Origin of the sequence: Parapedobacter sp. SGR-10, from assembly GCF_011030405.1 — a bacterium.
GTDB lineage: Bacteria > Bacteroidota > Bacteroidia > Sphingobacteriales > Sphingobacteriaceae > Sphingobacterium.
On record NZ_JAAJTJ010000002.1, the window covers coordinates 190,028 to 206,484 of the forward strand.

The following is a 16,457-nucleotide window of genomic DNA, read 5'->3' on the forward strand; positions in this document are numbered from 1 at the left end:
AAACGGTTAGACAATTAAAATATAAACGAAGTACACGCCCCGTAGGGGTGAAAGCTATATGAAAGTGACAGAAACAAAGCTGAAAGACTGCTTAATCCTACAGCCTACAAAATTTGGTGACAGTAGGGGTTATTTCTTTGAGAGTTTTAATGAACGAACATTTGAAGAGCTCACCGGAGATAAAGTACATTTTGTACAGGACAATCAATCCTTTTCTACGAGAGGGGTACTGCGTGGACTTCATGCACAGGTAGGAGAGTTTGCGCAGGCCAAGTTGGTTCGTGTATTACAAGGGGAGGTTCTTGATGTAGCTGTGGATGTACGCATAGGTTCACCTACATTTGGACAATACGAAGCCATATATCTATCTGCTGAGAATAATCTCCAATTGTTTATTCCGAGAGGGTTTTTGCATGGATTTGTCGTATTGAGCGATACAGCCGAGTTTTTCTATAAGTGTGACAATTTCTATCACAAAGATGCCGAATGTGGCCTGCGTTTTGACGATCCGTATTTGGGTATCGATTGGCAGCTGCCTGACCATGAGTTGACCATATCTGAAAAGGATCAGCACCTCCCGCTGTGGAAGGAATTCGTGAAAACTATTCTTGGTACTGATTTATGAAAATAGTCGTTACAGGTGCTACAGGCCAGTTGGGGTGTGAATTGCGGGATATCCTACAACAGAATGCAGCATATGAATGTTTTTTCTTGGGAAGGAAGGAACTTCCTTTGGATCAGACGGCGCTCATTCAGGATATACTGGGCATATATCAACCGGATATCATTATCCATACTGGCGCTTATACGGCCGTGGATTTAGCAGAGCGTGAACCCGAATCGGCGGATAGGGTGAACCATTTGGCATCTGCAGAAGTTGCCCAATACTGTCATTTCCATGATTGTAGGCTGATTGCCCTTTCTACCGATTATGTATTTGATGGAAATGCGGCTACACCTTTGAAGGAAGATACATCTGTCTCACCCGTCAATACGTATGGGGAGACAAAACTCAAAGGTGAACAGGCTATACTGAAATGGTATCCTCAAGCGGTTATCATTCGTACATCCTGGGTGTATTCGAAGTATGGCAAAAATTTCGTGAAAACTATGTTGGGGCTTATGTGGGACCGTGATCATATCTCGGTCGTCAACGATCAGATCGGCTCACCTACGTATGCCAAAGACTTGGCACAAGCTATTATGCATATCGTACATACAGATCAATGGAAGCCCGGCATATACCATTACTCCAATGAAGGGCAAGTTTCCTGGTATGACTTTGCTGTAGCGATCCGCGATATTAAAGGACTGACCTGTACGATCGAACCCATCTCAACCGAGCAATACCCTACACCTGCACGTAGGCCAAAATATGCGCTATTGGATAAAACCAAGATAAAGGATACGTTTGGGCTAGAGGTTCCTTTTTGGAGGGATAGTTTAGCGGCGATGCTGAAAGACATAGCCTGCAAGGATTAGCACAATCTGTTTCCGTTTAATTTCTTTGTCATTTATGCCAAACTATGTCCTATTCATAATAAATGAACCGGAATCTAACTAGTGGACAACTATTTTTTAATTTGATTGTTGTTTAGGAAAAACGATATGGCTATGCAAGATCCAAAACAACAAAACGACAACAGAGATAAGGAAGACAAATTTCCAGGCTATCCGCATTATTCGAAAAATGAAGATATTTACGAACAAGAGGAGCGTGTATTGGACGAAAGAGTAGGACAAGAGACTTCAATGCGGGAAGAGGAACGATCACTGGATGAAGGACTGGATATCCCAGGGTCTGAATTGGATGATGAACAAGAGGAAATTGGTTCTGAAGACGAAGAAAATAACTACTATAGCCTCGGTGGGGATAATCACGAAGATCTGGAACAAAGTGAAGATTTCTGAGATGGGATTTTTTTTGATATACCCCTCGCAAATAATTGGTAACTTTGCCGGGAGAATAACAAAGCATGAAATTACCTATAGTAGCGTATGGCGATCCTGTATTGAGGAAAAAAACCGAAGAGATCGAAGAGGATTATCCCGATTTGAAGGGGCTTATTGACAATATGTTTGAGACGATGTACGGCGCCCGTGGAGTGGGTCTAGCGGCCCCTCAGGTGGGTCTACCTATTCGACTTTTTGTTGTCGATGCCTCGCCTTTTGCCGAAGATGATGAAGATGAACCCGGAGACCCCTCTCTTAAAGATTTTAAAAAGGTCTTTATCAATCCTATTATCCTTGAAGAAACAGGAGACAAGTGGGCATTTAGTGAAGGATGCCTTTCTATTCCGGATATCACCGAGGAGGTCATGCGTCCGGAGAATGTGCTGATCAACTATCTGGATGAAAACTTCGAAGAGCATGAGATTGAATTGTCCGGTTTAGCCGCGCGTATCGTTCAGCACGAATACGACCATATCGAAGGCAAGCTTTTCGTGGACAAACTCAGTCCATTGAAAAAGACTATGCTAAAAAGCAAACTGGATGCTATTGCCAAAGGCAACGTTCGGGTTTCTTACAAAATGAAATTCCCACAGCAGAAAAAAGGCAGGTAATTTTTTGCCCGTGTCTTAAGACACGGGCAAAAAATCTATAACCCCAATATCTCCCGATTAAACTTTTCATCTGCTCCCGTTGAAGCAAAATCGTCAAATGCCTTATCGGTCACGCGTATAATGTGGTCTTCAATAAACTTTGCCCCTTCGGTAGCGCCATCCACTTGGTTTTTGATACAGCACTCCCATTCCATGACGGCCCAGCCATCGTATCCGTATTGGGTCAATTTGCTGAAAATTGTTTTAAAATCGACCTGCCCGTCACCCGGCGAACGGTAACGTCCGGCACGGTTCAACCAACTCTGGTAGCCACCAAAGGTTCCTTGTCTTCCCGTGGGGTTAAATTCGGCATCTTTCACATGGAATGCTTTGATACGCTCATGGTAAAAGTCGATGTATTGTATATAATCGAGCTGTTGCAATACAAAGTGTGACGGATCGTACAGCAGGCAAGCTCGTGGATGGTTGTTGACTTTCTCCAAAAACATTTCGTATGTAATCCCGTCAAAAAGGTCTTCGCCAGGATGTATCTCATAACAGACATCTACGCCACATTCATCAAAAGTATCCAAAATAGGTTTCCAACGCTTGGCCAACTCGGTAAAGGCTTCGTCCACCAATCCATCGGGTCGCTGTGGCCAGGGATGAAAATATTGCCAAAGCAACGAACCACTAAAGGTGGCGTGTGCTTTCAATCCCAGATTTTGGGAGGCTTTGGCAGCGTATTTCAACTGCTGTACGGCCCACTCGGTGCGGGCTTTGGGATTATTGCGGTATTGCTCCGGAGCAAATGCGTCAAACAATTTGTCATATGCAGGATGTACCGCCACGAGCTGTCCCTGTAGGTGGGTGGAAAGTTCAGTGATTTCCAGTCCTAGATCCTGTAATTTTCCTTTGTACTCGTCGGCGTATGTTTTACTGTCCGCTACCTTTTGCAGATCAAAGTATGCCGGGTCACCTGTGGGAATCTGTACACCCTTGAACCCCAATGACTTTGCCCATTTGCCAATGTTCTCTATAGAATTGTAAGGTTCCTCATTCGCAATAAACTGCGCTAAAAAAATACCTGGTCCTTTTATTGTTTTCATGCAATACGCTTATATATGTTCTGGATAAATATAGTAATTATTCTGTTTTTAGAAGGGGGAAAGGCTGTTTTAATCAGGTTTACGTTTTGTGTATATTTTATTAATTTTACGCAAATGAACAACCAACAGGGAGATATTGACTCATTTTTATGCAAATTGCAACAGCAGGTTCTGTTACCTATGCGTGTGGATCGCGATGGAGCAGTCACTAGCGTGGTTGTGAAAAATCTCTTTATTTACCTCTATCCTCCCTATACCTCAAGAAAAGAAAATGTAGCCTCTTTGCAGACCATACATATTGATCTGGATCAGATACTATCCTCACCGCAAAAGATCATTAACCGTCTGAAAGGTATGCTGGGATTGGGAACCAAAATTTATGCAAGAAATACGGTCGTAGCCCGAATAGACAAAAAAGTGGCTATGGATTTTCAAGAAGAGCACCACCTGCAAGTGGCTCTGCCCGGTAAATACCGATATGGCTTGTACTATAAGGGCGAATTGGTATCTATGGCTGTCTTTAGCGGTGGCCGTAGGATGAAGGGAGAAAGTGACGATTACCGCTCCTTTGAGTTATTGCGCTTTTGCCATAAAGGACCCTACATGGTTGTAGGGGGTATATCCAAACTGATCCATCAATTTGTAGCAGATTTTAAACCCTCCGATATCATGACCTATGCCGATATGGACTGGTGTCAGCAGTCTTCTTTGGAACATATAGGCTTTCATGCGATAGAGACTAAGAGTCCTCAAACATTTTATGTGGAAGATCAGCAACGTCACTATGAGGACAAGCGTGATGGAAAAGGATATACCGTACAAAATAGTGGAAGTCTCAAATTAAAGCTTATTCTTTAAAAGCTTTTTATTAATTTAGGTGCTCATCTAATCAAAAAAGCAAATATGAAACGAAAATTACGTATGGGTATGGTCGGAGGGGGCAGCGATGCCTTCATCGGTGCCGTACATCGTATAGCGGCTTTCATGGACGGAAAGATTGAGTTGGTCTGTGGAGCTTTTAGTGTGAATCCGGAGATAGCTATTCAATCGGGAAAGGATCTTTTCGTGGCAGAAGACCGGGTGTATCTGGACTACAAGACGATGATAGAAAAAGAGGCAGCGTTGCCCGAGGGCGAGCGAATGGATTTCCTGACGATTGTCACGCCTAATTTCCTTCATTTTGAACCGGCCAAGATGGCGTTGGAACACGGTTTTGACGTAGTGGTCGAAAAACCGATAACCGTTTCCTTGGAAGAAGCCAAGATATTGCAGGAAGTTGTAGAGCGCACAGGCCGAACCCTGTGCTTGACGCATACCTATTCGGGTTATCCTATGGTCAAGCAGGCAAAAGCTATGGTGAAAGAGGGACATTTTGGCAAGATACGTAAGATTGTGGTTGAATATCCGCAAGGATGGTTGAGTCGATTGAGCGAAAGGGAAGGCAATGCCGGAGCCGCTTGGCGTGCAGATCCAAAGCGTTCGGGAAAATCCTTGGTTATGGGTGACATCGGTACACATGCAGCCCATTTAGCCGAATATGTTTCTGGATTGCGGGTTACAGAACTCTGCGCTGATCTGACCACTTTTGTAGAAGGAAGACTATTGGATGACGATGGTTCGGTATTGTTGCATTTTGACAATGGAGCCAAGGGTGTCCTGATGGCATCTCAGATCTCCGCAGGAGAGGAAAATGCCGTTCGTATTCGCATCTACGGCGAAAAAGGTGGTTTGGAGTGGGCCAATGAGGATCCCAATAACCTAATCATCAAAATGTTGGATCAACCACGCCAGCTTTACCGTACAGGCAATGCTTATACGGCACCCTATACGCTGAGCTCGTTTGCGACACACAATACACGTGTTCCTGCGGGACACCCCGAAGGACTGTTGGAATCTTTTGCCAATATTTACCGCAATTTTGCATCGACCGTATCGGCCAAAAAAGAAGGCCGTACACCTACCGCAGAGGAGTTGGATTTCCCGACCGTAGCGGACGGTGTGCGTGGCATGGCATTCATTGATACCGTGGTGGCAAGTAATGGTAGCAACGAAAAATGGACTAAATTTGTGGTGTGACGGACACCACTAAGGTTACAGAATTTCTTCGGGCGGGAAGACAGCTCCCGTCCGAAGATCTTATTATCGTTTTGGGGCCTACCGCGAGTGGCAAGACCAGACTTGCCGTAGAACTGGCAAAGATACTGGATGCTGAAATCGTCAGTGCAGACTCCCGACAGGTATACCGTCATATGGACATCGGTACCGGAAAAGATATACACGAGTACGGAGAAGTTCCGTATCACTTGATCGATATTGTCCAGCCGGGCGAAAAATATAATGTCACCCGTTTTTTGGAAGATTTTGAAGAAGCCTATTGTGATATACGTTCACGGGGTAAGACCGTGATTGTATGTGGAGGGACAGGATTCTATATACAGGCCTTACTAGAACCCAGGCCCTATGCCCAGGTACCAGTCGACCTGGCTAGACGGACGGAAATGGAAACAATGGACAAGGGAACTTTGAAGAGAATGTTGGAAAAAAGAAGCCTTCCCGAAGATTTTGCAATAGACTTTTCATCCAAAAAGCGCATGGTCCGAGCTTTGGAAATCTTGGAGTGGTTGGATAACCATCCGCAAACAAAGTTTTCCCCTCAACCTGTTTATTCGGCAAAAGTCCTTGGAATTGCACCTGATCTGGAAACCCGACGGCGCAGGATATCTACACGGCTTTACAAGCGCCTAGAAAATGGTATGATCGACGAAGTCAAGAGTTTGCTTCAATCGGGATTGACATATGAGGATTTGGAATACTACGGACTGGAGTACAAGTACATTTCCTATTATCTACAAGGCAAAGCTACCTACGATGAGTTTCTCCGAAAACTAGAAACCGAGATTCACCGTTATGCCAAACGGCAGATGACCTACTTTCGCAAGATGGAGAAAGACGGTATTGCCATTCATTGGATAAATTAGCTCCTCGCTGAAATATCCATACTAAAACGTTATCGTAAGATTAATTCACATCATCCTATATAATTGTTATCTTCGAGTGACAGGTAATAAACCTTACTCCTCGAATACAGATGAAACCTGCATAAATTGCCATAAATAAAAGGATATGAACCGAGCGTAGCGAGCTCTTGAACGCTACTGAAAACAAACAAGAAGTGGAAAATAATTTATGCAAGCTTCATTGCCATAAAAAAACAATTTATTTGAATGAAAAAAGTAGTAATTATTCTTTTTGCTGTTGTTTTCTGTTTGTGTAATAACCTTGTTTATGGTCAGATACGATTTAATCATTTGACGATTAATGAGGGGCTGACCCAAAATACGGTTTATTGTTTGCTTCAAGACAGAGAGGGATACATTTGGCTTGGTACGGAAGACGGTCTGAATAGATACGATGGCTATGAGTTTAGACAATATAGACCGACAGAAAAGCCGAACAGCATAAGCAATGGTTTTATTACTTCGATGGTAGAAGATAGCCTAGGTAGGATCTGGGTCGGAACCTCAGACGGGCTGAATGTTTATGATAAAAAAAGGGACCTGTTTAAGAGAATAGAAGTTGTCTCGGAGGAGAGCAAGCTTTCGAACAAAGATTTTATCAAAGCCCTTTTGTTGGTAGATGATGGTGTGTTGGTAGGCACTATTGAAGGGCTGAAAAAATATTCTTTTCGCAATAACAAAGTATTTAACTTTTCTGTATCAACCCGAGAGCTGGATTTGGAGAACAGGGTACAGCTACTTCATCGGGAAGGAGATCAAATATGGTACACTCGTTCCCGGAATATATTGCTGTATGACTATAGTACAGGCCGTGAAATGCCTTTACCAGTATATATGCATTTGCTTGGAGACAAATATGTTCGGACCATCAAAAAAGACAATTTTGGCAATCTGTGGTTCGGAACCGAGTCAGATGGAGTTTTTGTTTATAATCCCCGGCACGAAAAACTCGAAAATATCATACTTCCCGGAGTGGCCGTCCGTGATATTTATTTCAGATCTGCATCGGAAACGTGGATAGGTACTATTCAGGGGTTGGTGGTCATCCAAGGTGATAATATGAAAAGATATATCTACAAACCCGAACAGAAAGAGGGTTTGAGTTATAATTCCGTGCGATGTATATTGAAGGACTATGCAGGCAACATGTGGTTGGGGACATATGCTGGAGGTGTTAATATAGTTTATAATTATCAGCATCCATTTCATTTGATCAAGGATAGCGACATATCCGGGCAGGGGTTAGGCTATCCTGTCGTGAGTAGCCTGTACGAAGAGCAGAATGCTTCGTTGTGGATTGGTACAGAAGGAGGAGGTCTGAATTATTATGACAAGGAATCCAATCAATTTGAAACCTTCCTCGTGAATAGTTCAAAAAACTGGGTCGATAATATTGTCAAATCATTAGAGAAAAAAGATGAAAACCATCTGTGGGTAGGGACTGGCAATGGGCTAAAACTATTTGATACAAAGCAGAAGAAATTCGTACCGCATGATGTCAATATTCGATCAGGCCTGTCGATATATGCATTAAAAAAAACAGATAAAGGGCTTTGGATCGGAACCAATGGAGATGGCCTGATCTTCTATGATAACCATAAACAGGTTCATCAATTTGTCTATTCTCCCTGGAATTCCAGCACGGTAAACTCCAACAATATCTATACACTGGTGAGTGATGGTGCTAAGTTGTGGATAGGTACACGAAAAGGGCTTATGTTGATGGATACCGAGACATTTGAATTTAAGGAGATACGCCTAAACAATGATAATGACAATAATCCGACAGTCATGTCAGTGTGGATAGATCGTAAAAGCACCATTTGGGCAGGTACTAACGGACAAGGTTTGTACTATATCCGGGGAAATGTTGTGGGGCATGTAGCAGACCTTTCGCATGAAATCATCCGTAGCCTGAATGAGGACGCAGAAGGCAACCTGTGGATAGCCACGAATAAAGGGATCTCGAAGCTGTACGGATCCGATGAGGATCAAAATTCTCCCAAATTGGTCACGTACAATGTGTTTGATGGTCTTCAAAGCAATCAGTTTTCTACTAATGCCACGCTGCGGAGTCTGGATGGACAATTATATTTTGGTGGAATAAAGGGGATTTCACATTTCTATCCGGATCAGATAAAATCAAATACAGTCATACCAAAATTGGTCTTCACAGACATACTGGTCCGTGATAAGCGTATAGAGGAGCTACAAGAAATCTCTGCCGATCAGGAGATCAAATTGGAATACAATTATGGATCCATTACTATTCGTTTTGCTGCTTTGAATTATCTCAATGCCAATAAAAACCAATATGCCTATAGGATGGTGGGGTTGCGGAATGATGATGACTGGCACTATGTCGATGCGAACCAACGGATCGCTACGTATAGTAACTTGAATCCCGGTACATACTATTTTGATATGAAGGGATCCAACAATGATGGGCTATGGAATGAGGATTTCAAACGAATTAAAATCGTGGTGAATCCGCCTTTTTGGAAAACCTGGTGGGCGTACTGTTTATATGCACTCTTTACATTGTGTATTTTATACGTCTTTTATTACTATACCATCAAAACCATCAAACTTCAAAACTCATTGGAGTTTGAACAAAAAAGTCATGAGAAGAACAGGGAATTGGCCCAGCAAAAGTTAGATTTTTTTACGAATATATCGCATGAGATTAAGACACCCTTGACCTTGATTTTGACACCTTTGGAAAAAGTATTGAAAGGGATATCCGAAACAAACAAATTTAGGAGTGACCTGGAGGTTGCCCATAAAAATGTAAAAACGCTGAGCCGATTGATACATCAGCTGTTGGACATCCGAAAATTAGAGGCCGGTGTACTAAAACTGGATATGCAGGAAGGTGATCTTGTAGGTTTTATCGCAGAACAATGTGCGTTGTTTCGCCAATATGCCAACAGCCGAAATATCCATATTATTTTTGAAAAGAGTGGGCAGGAGATGAATATCTTTTTTGATAAAGACAAATTGGAGCGTGTGCTTGCCAATCTCCTGTCCAATGCGATCAAGTTTAGTGAGCCAGATAGCAAGGTATATGTACGTCTGCAATTGATGGATGAACGTTATTTCAAGATCGAGGTACAGGATTTTGGAACGGGAATTTCGGAAGAAATGCTTCCAAAAATTTTTGACAAGTTCAGCACAAGCTCTCAAGGAAACAACGCTATAGAGGGGACCGGGCTTGGACTAGCATTTGCTAAAGGGCTCGTCGAATTGATGGGCGGAAATATCTATGTCGAAAGTAAAGAGCAGACCGATACAAGTCCGGGAAATACAAAATTTATCCTTATTCTCCCCTGTGTGGATGAACGTGTATATACCGAAGAGCAATATTCTGCTAAGAAAAAAAATCCACTTTCTCCCAATCGGGACAATGGAACTATCCTCATCGTAGAAGACAACACAGATATGCTACATTTTATGGATTCTATTCTTTCGCCGTTTTTTACGGTGCTGAAAGCCGCAGATGGGTTGACAGGGATAGACATGGCCCTAAAAATGAACATAGACTTGATCATTAGCGATGTGATGATGCCGAGAATGAATGGACTGGAACTCTGCAAGGTCATCAAAACGAATGTGCAGACCAAGCATATTCCTGTCATATTGCTTACGGCAAGATCGGCGACAATAGACAAGATGGAAGGATTGGAATATGGAGCCGACGATTATCTGACCAAGCCATTCAACACGGACGAGCTCTTGATTCGTGCCAGAAACCTCATTCGATCTCATAAGGAGATGAGCCAAAAAATCAAGACAGAGCTGGCTTCAGAGCCATTGAACACCAATATTGACTCGGCCGAAGAGATTTTTTTGTCAAAAGTGATGCGATATATTGAGGAGCATATCGCAAATCCCGAACTCAATGTAGAAGAGCTTGCCTCTGTAATCGGTCTCAGCCGAGGAGCTTTCTATAGAAAGATAAAGTCTATAACCGGATTGACAGCCGTCGAGTTTTTGCGAACGACAAGGATAAAAAGAGCTGGACAAATATTGAAAGACAAGAATGTCAATGTCAGCGAAGTAGCCTATATGGTAGGTTTTGTAGATGTGGATTATTTTAGAAAATACTTTAAAATGTACTTTGGCCAGACACCAAAGGAATATTTGAATAACCAAAAAGGAACGATCTAAAAAGTAAAATATAGAGATTCCAGACTATTATACTGCTGTCCTAAATATGCGTGTGGTAGAATTATTTATATAAGTATAAATAGTTGATTTATATGTATTTATATTTTTTTAAAACCAATATCTTCTCTGATATCCAAATAAAGTACAGTACATTTGACGGGTAAATAGGTTTGTTTTGACACGGTTTAATCTTGTTTGAAGTATCTACCTTAGTACTAGCATTGCATAGCAACTTTTTATAGACCTAGTTGAATCAATAATGCATGCAGAGTTTTTCATCTTTATGCTTTCGGGCATATGGTCATGGTGTTTGATCTTCGTTGGGACCATGAGTTAGCCCATATGTGTAGCGAATGAAAAAAATTATGCTTTGAACAAGACTAAACAATAAATTATGAATACAATTATCTTAACCACTCAATGTATCTTATTGCCCATCGTCCCCAATAGTGAAGGTATATCTATCGCAGGTATCTCCGTTACCAAGCTTTGAAAGTTCGATTAATCCACCATAAAATGTAAAAATATCCATGAAAGAGAAACTAAAATATCTATGCTTTGTACTGGTTTTTTTCATAACCGTACCTTGGCTGACGACATCTTGTTGGAGTGATCTGGAGACTAACCTGCCTGCCGCAGTTGGGCCAACTATCACCTCCATATCTCCTGAGAGTGGGGAGCCAGGTACTATTATTACCCTAACTGGAGCTAGATTTGGAACAGATGAGTCCAAAGTAAGGGTTCGATTCAATAATACGACAGACGCTACAGAGATCGTTTCCGTGACGGATTCTGAAATAAAAGTAGTGGCTCCTATAGGCTTTTCTGATGAGATAGTAAATGTAAGAGTCTTTATTTCGGATCAACGGGTACCTACCCGATATGCAAATTTTTATTATACGGAGAGGTTTCGCCCTGTCATTACATCTGTGCCGCCTACCTGTTTTTATAATGCTACTATTGCCATTTCTGGAACAAATTTTAGTCCGGTAAAAGAAGACAATATTGTAAAGTTCGGAGCACTCGAGGCCACCGTCACCGAAGCAACCGAAACTGCGTTGACGGTGAAGGTTCCTAATCTGGGTACGGCTGCTTCTGCCGATATCACAGTGACTAAATTCGACCTGATGTCGAATGCCGTGAGCATCAATGTCGACGTTGACCAAAATAAGATCGCTACCACGTACGACAATTGGACCACACACACCGTAAGAACGGGTCTTGTTTACAAAACGACGCAACTGTCATTGTTCGGAGTAGACCAACGCATGTATGTATTGGATGTGACGCTTAATGAATCCAATATATTGGGTCTAGGATTTTCTACTAATGATAAGGCTACAGTAGATATGTGTAAAGACTACGATGCGGTGGCCGGAGTCAATGCCGGATACTTTCCGTTCGGAGGTACTGTTGACAAGGATCCATATATCCGGATCAATGGTCAGACAGTGCAAGCCGGACATACGGGTGTAAGCCAACTCTTTACAAATTCGGCTCTGCTCATACACAATAATGTGGCCACGGTGCGGAAATTTACAGAGAGCGGGACCAACTTGAATCTTGTGGCAGCGGATATCCCTGTCACCGATGCAGAAAATATCATCGTTTGCGGGCCGATGCTGGTCACTGACGGCGAGATAGATGATATTGTACACCCTACTAATTCGCACAATACTAGTCTGACAGCAAGAACCGGACTGGGTGTCACAGCAGATGGCAAACGTGTGTTTATGGTCGTGATCGATTCAGGAGAAGGTTTTGCAGGGATGTCCACTTTTCAGTTAGCAAGGGTTTTACAGGCTTTAGGTGCTGACAATGCGATGAACTTTGATGGTGGGGGCTCATCGACCATGTTTGTAGAAGGGAAGGGAGACAATGGCCGTGTCAATTTTCCGTATGGAGGAACTTACCAGCGACCGGTGCGGAGTGTGATTTATGTAAAATAACAAAACTGTGATAGCCTTTTTGAACCATAACAATAGCAGATAAACCAGGTTGTATAATCCGTTAAATCAAATACATGAAAGATTTTGTAATGACACTTTTTGCTATTTCAATCGCTCATATACTTTTTGCCCAGAACAATAGAATTGAAGCTGAGAACTTCTCAGAACTTTCCAAATGCCAGCCAAAGGAGGTAAAGATGAATGGCAAAGTGACAGGGGTTATCAGTCAATTTTCCAGAGGAGCATGGGTCAGATATGAGGACGTAGATTGTAAAAAAGGGGTGAGTGAAATCGTATTTCGGGGAGGGTCAGGATCGACAGCCAACCCAACCATAGAAATCAGATTGGGTAGCCCTAATGGCAAACTGATCGCTACGCAAAGCATCGGTAATGAAGGCTGGACCAAGGCGAGATCCTATGGCATACAGACAAAAAAACTAATAGGCAAGCAAAATCTTGTATTTGTCTCCGTCAATGGAGAAGTTATGTTTGATTGGTTTGAACTGATACTGTAAGCTGTTGGGGAATTAAAATAAGTAGATACCCTTAAAAAAAACAAAAAATTATGAACAGCAGATATATGAATTTGCATATGAAAACTATTTTGTACCTATTATTTTTGGTGCCGAGCTTCCTTTACGCCCAATCGGTTGCGGTAAAGGGAACCGTTGTCCATTCCAGGCTCGAAGAACCATTGTCCGGTGTATCCGTTTCTGTCAAAGGAACAGCCATCATGACCATCACAAACCTGGACGGTATTTTTTCCTTACCCAGAGTTCCGGCGAATGCTACGCTCATATTCTCTTTTGTCGGTATGGAGACACAAGAGGTGCCGCTCAATGGCAGAACGAGTTTGAATATAGCATTGGCTGAATCGGCCAGCAGTTTGGATGAGATCGTCGTTATCGGGTATGGAACGCAAGAAAAGCGAGATGTCACCGGCGCGATTACTTCTGTCTCTGCGGATGATATGGAAACAAACCCTGGAGCAACGATCAACTCTGCATTGCAAGGTCGGATACCAGGTATGCAGATCGTCACTACATCGGGAGAGCCAGGATCCGGTTCGGACATCAAGATCAGAGGTGCATCTTCTATCAATGGAGGCAGTGAGCCGCTCTATATTATAGATGGTGTACCGATAGAAGCAAGCAACATCGCATCGATTGATGGCGATGCCACCTTTAGCCCCATTGCCAGCCTCAACCCCAATGATATCGAATCTATAGAAGTGTTGAAAGATGCCGCTTCGGGAGCTATTTATGGATCGCGTGCTGCAAATGGGGTCGTTATCATTACGACGAAAGGGGGAAATAAATTTCAATCCATGCGTCCCAGGATAACGTACGATCATACTTCGAGCCTGGTTTCCATTTCAAGAAAACTAGATGTAATGAATGGCGATCAGTTCAGAACAGCCTATGCCGAGGCACGGGCCAATAATGGACAGGATGCTACCCAGTTGTGGGTGACCAATCCCCATCATCCTTATTATAACCGTACGACCGATTGGCAGGACGTGATCTTTAGAACGGCTTACCAAAGTCGGAATGACCTTAGTTTACGGGGAAGTTCGGAAACCTTCTCGTATGGGGTATCGCTAGGTTATCGGGATCTCGAACCCGTTATTACGAGTACCGGTTATAAACAATTGAATATGCGGGGAAATTTTTCGTACAAGCTGTCTAAGAAAATTTCGGCCGGAACTAATGTTTCCTATACCAATGTAGACTATAATCGGATACTATCGTCGTCTAGCAATAACTATAGTGCTTTGCGGGCTGCGGTCTTTACCAATCCGGTATTTTCACCTTACGACCCGCTTTCCGGGGAGTTGGTAGATTGGCTTGGACAGCGGGAGACGAGAAACCCGTTGGCAATGGCACAGAAAATTCCGATCGGTTTTAAGAGAAACATGATCACATTGAACCAGTTTGTCTCGGCGGAACTGGTAAAAGGATTGATACTCAAAACGAGTCTTTACACAAGTTATGAAACAATAAAGCAATCCAGTTTCCAGCCCAAGACATTCGATTCGGCTACTCCGAGAAGGGATTTTGGTAAATTCAGTCAAAGCGGAACAAATAAGCTGATGAACGAAAATACACTGACCTATGACAAAAAGATAGGAAAACATCGTATCGGTGCCGTAGTTGGGCAGTCTATTGAAAGGGATTTCGCGGAAGGCATTCGATTGGACGGTGAAAATTATATCGATTCGAAAGTCACTCCAATCCAGACCGCGGCAAGATTTACGTCCATCTCGCAAACGGAATCCGAACGGATCATGCTTTCTTTTTTTGGAAGAGCAAACTACAATTATGCTAGCCGATATTTGGCATCTTTCACGCTAAGAGCAGACGGTTCCTCTAGGTTCGGAAGCGACAAACGATTTGGTTACTTCCCTTCGGCCTCAGTGGGTTGGCGCTTTTCTGATGAGCAGTTTATGAATTTTTCCAAAAACGTTTTGACCGATGGTAAAATGCGTGCCAGTGTAGGTATAACCGGAAACCAAAGTATCTCCAACTATGCATGGCAAGGTGCATTCTCAGCCTCTTCGAGTCGTTACGATGGCAATGTCATCATCAACCACAACAGCTTGATGAACACTAATCTTGGTTGGGAGACAACCACACAGTACAACGTCGGTATAGATTTAACCTTGTATAAGGGACGTATCAATATTACGGCAGATGCCTATCACAAAAGCAGCAAAGATCTTTTGTTCAACTTTCCGATCAATTATTATACAGGATTCGGGTCTGTAGCAACAAATTTCGGAAGTATAGAAAACAGAGGACTGGAATTTTTGGTCGAGACGGTAAATATCAACAAAAAAGTTCGTTGGGAAACAGGTTTCAACATTAGTTTCAACCGCAATAAGATCACAGAACTACCCGAAGGGGATGATATTTTGATCAATGGCTACTCATTGGGTCGTATAGGCGAGCCAATCGGTATCTTTTTTGCCCATAAAGCGTTAGGGGTTTACGATCGGGACGAAAGTAATGTGTACCTGGCGCCCGATGGTACCGAAGGCCAGTATCGAAAAGGAGCAGCCACAGGCGAGGCCTTCAAAGGAGGAGATATGATATGGGCGGATCTCGACAATAACGGTGTGATAGACGATGCCGATCGCATGATCATTGGGAATCCGAACCCCAAATTTATTGCCGGCTTTACAAACAAGCTGTCCTATGGAGGCTTTTCATTAAATACGATTTTCTATTGGTCACAAGGCAATATGGTCATGAATGAATTTAGACGTAGAAGGAATCAAATGTTGGTTACCGGCAATTTGGGTCAGGATGCTTTGAGGCGTTGGCGCCAACAGGGGGATATCACTGACTTTCCTATGGTACGTTATGGCGATGCTATGGAAAACTTCAGGCCCTCATCGTTCAATCTGGAAAATGGCTCCTTTATCCGTTTGAAAGAAGCTACTTTAAGCTACAGAGTTCCTGCCAATTATCTCAAGGGCCTATTCATTCATTCAGCCAGTGCCTATATTTCAGGTACAAACCTGTTGACTTGGGGCAAATACAGTGGTTATGATCCGGAAGTCAATTCTTCGACAAACCCTTTTGTACAGGGGGTCGACAACGGAGCGTTTCCCAAAAGCCGCTCGTATAATCTGGGGTTAAGAATTCAATTCTAACATAATAATTA

12 protein-coding genes are annotated in these 16,457 nt (G+C 42.9%); 11 read left to right on the forward strand and 1 reads right to left on the reverse strand.

What is annotated here, in order from left to right; genetic code table 11:
- Positions 1 to 58: 58 nt before the first annotated feature.
- The 4 genes from rfbC (at position 59) to def (ending at position 2,564) form a co-directional block, all read left to right on the forward strand.
- On the forward strand, positions 59 to 625 hold the full coding sequence (gene rfbC / locus G5B00_RS02975; RefSeq protein ID WP_163871765.1) for a dTDP-4-dehydrorhamnose 3,5-epimerase: 567 nt from the start codon (positions 59 to 61) through the stop codon (positions 623 to 625).
- Positions 622 to 1,482 (forward strand): dTDP-4-dehydrorhamnose reductase, encoded by an 861-nt coding sequence (rfbD, locus tag G5B00_RS02980; protein ID WP_163871766.1) that lies wholly within the window; start codon positions 622 to 624, stop codon positions 1,480 to 1,482. Before rfbC ends, rfbD begins: the two co-directional genes overlap by 4 nt.
- Positions 1,483 to 1,614: 132 nt before the next feature.
- Entirely contained in the window at positions 1,615 to 1,911 is a 297-nt protein-coding gene (locus G5B00_RS02985; protein ID WP_205966274.1) for a hypothetical protein, read from the forward strand.
- 65 nt (positions 1,912 to 1,976) lie between these two features.
- Positions 1,977 to 2,564, forward strand: a complete 588-nt coding sequence (gene def, locus G5B00_RS02990) for a peptide deformylase (protein ID WP_163871768.1) — start codon at positions 1,977 to 1,979, stop codon at positions 2,562 to 2,564.
- Positions 2,565 to 2,599: 35 nt separating this feature from the next.
- Here def and G5B00_RS02995 read toward each other — a convergent pair whose 3' ends face one another.
- Complete coding sequence (locus G5B00_RS02995; RefSeq protein WP_163871769.1) at positions 2,600 to 3,652, reverse strand: sugar phosphate isomerase/epimerase family protein; 1,053 nt, start codon at positions 3,650 to 3,652, stop codon at positions 2,600 to 2,602.
- A gap of 114 nt (positions 3,653 to 3,766) precedes the next feature.
- Between G5B00_RS02995 and G5B00_RS03000 the strand changes: the two genes are divergently transcribed.
- The 7 genes from G5B00_RS03000 to G5B00_RS03030 all read left to right on the forward strand — a co-directional run bounded on the left by G5B00_RS03000 (position 3,767) and on the right by G5B00_RS03030 (position 16,446).
- Entirely contained in the window at positions 3,767 to 4,510 is a 744-nt protein-coding gene (locus G5B00_RS03000) for a hypothetical protein (protein WP_163871770.1), read from the forward strand.
- 45 nt (positions 4,511 to 4,555) lie between these two features.
- Complete coding sequence (locus G5B00_RS03005; RefSeq protein WP_163871771.1) at positions 4,556 to 5,728, forward strand: Gfo/Idh/MocA family protein; 1,173 nt, start codon at positions 4,556 to 4,558, stop codon at positions 5,726 to 5,728.
- Positions 5,725 to 6,630, forward strand: a complete 906-nt coding sequence (gene miaA / locus G5B00_RS03010; RefSeq protein WP_163871772.1) for a tRNA (adenosine(37)-N6)-dimethylallyltransferase MiaA — start codon at positions 5,725 to 5,727, stop codon at positions 6,628 to 6,630. Before G5B00_RS03005 ends, miaA begins: the two co-directional genes overlap by 4 nt.
- A 246-nt stretch (positions 6,631 to 6,876) precedes the next feature.
- Complete coding sequence (locus G5B00_RS03015) at positions 6,877 to 10,839, forward strand: hybrid sensor histidine kinase/response regulator transcription factor (protein ID WP_163871773.1); 3,963 nt, start codon at positions 6,877 to 6,879, stop codon at positions 10,837 to 10,839.
- Between the two features lie 530 nt (positions 10,840 to 11,369).
- Entirely contained in the window at positions 11,370 to 12,788 is a 1,419-nt protein-coding gene (locus tag G5B00_RS03020) for a phosphodiester glycosidase family protein (RefSeq protein WP_163871774.1), read from the forward strand.
- Between the two features lie 74 nt (positions 12,789 to 12,862).
- Positions 12,863 to 13,303 carry a carbohydrate-binding protein gene (locus G5B00_RS03025; protein ID WP_163871775.1) on the forward strand — a complete coding sequence of 147 codons (441 nt, stop codon included), beginning with the start codon at positions 12,863 to 12,865 and terminating at the stop codon, positions 13,301 to 13,303.
- Between the two features lie 50 nt (positions 13,304 to 13,353).
- Positions 13,354 to 16,446, forward strand: coding sequence for a SusC/RagA family TonB-linked outer membrane protein (locus tag G5B00_RS03030; RefSeq protein ID WP_163871776.1), 3,093 nt, complete (start codon positions 13,354 to 13,356; stop codon positions 16,444 to 16,446).
- The last annotated feature ends 11 nt before the right edge of the window (positions 16,447 to 16,457 follow it).

Bases quoted from the DNA above. Each gene is read 5' to 3' on its own strand.
- rfbC (WP_163871765.1), top strand. From the start codon at position 59: ATGAAAGTGACAGAAACAAAGCTGAAAGACTGCTTAATCCTACAGCCT.
- rfbD (WP_163871766.1), top strand. From the start codon at position 622: ATGAAAATAGTCGTTACAGGTGCTACAGGCCAGTTGGGGTGTGAATTG.
- G5B00_RS02985 (WP_205966274.1), top strand. From the start codon at position 1,615: ATGCAAGATCCAAAACAACAAAACGACAACAGAGATAAGGAAGACAAA.
- def (WP_163871768.1), top strand. From the start codon at position 1,977: ATGAAATTACCTATAGTAGCGTATGGCGATCCTGTATTGAGGAAAAAA.
- G5B00_RS02995 (WP_163871769.1), bottom strand. From the start codon at position 3,652: ATGAAAACAATAAAAGGACCAGGTATTTTTTTAGCGCAGTTTATTGCG.
- G5B00_RS03000 (WP_163871770.1), top strand. From the start codon at position 3,767: ATGAACAACCAACAGGGAGATATTGACTCATTTTTATGCAAATTGCAA.
- G5B00_RS03005 (WP_163871771.1), top strand. From the start codon at position 4,556: ATGAAACGAAAATTACGTATGGGTATGGTCGGAGGGGGCAGCGATGCC.
- G5B00_RS03015 (WP_163871773.1), top strand. From the start codon at position 6,877: ATGAAAAAAGTAGTAATTATTCTTTTTGCTGTTGTTTTCTGTTTGTGT.
- G5B00_RS03020 (WP_163871774.1), top strand. From the start codon at position 11,370: ATGAAAGAGAAACTAAAATATCTATGCTTTGTACTGGTTTTTTTCATA.
- G5B00_RS03025 (WP_163871775.1), top strand. From the start codon at position 12,863: ATGAAAGATTTTGTAATGACACTTTTTGCTATTTCAATCGCTCATATA.
- G5B00_RS03030 (WP_163871776.1), top strand. From the start codon at position 13,354: ATGAACAGCAGATATATGAATTTGCATATGAAAACTATTTTGTACCTA.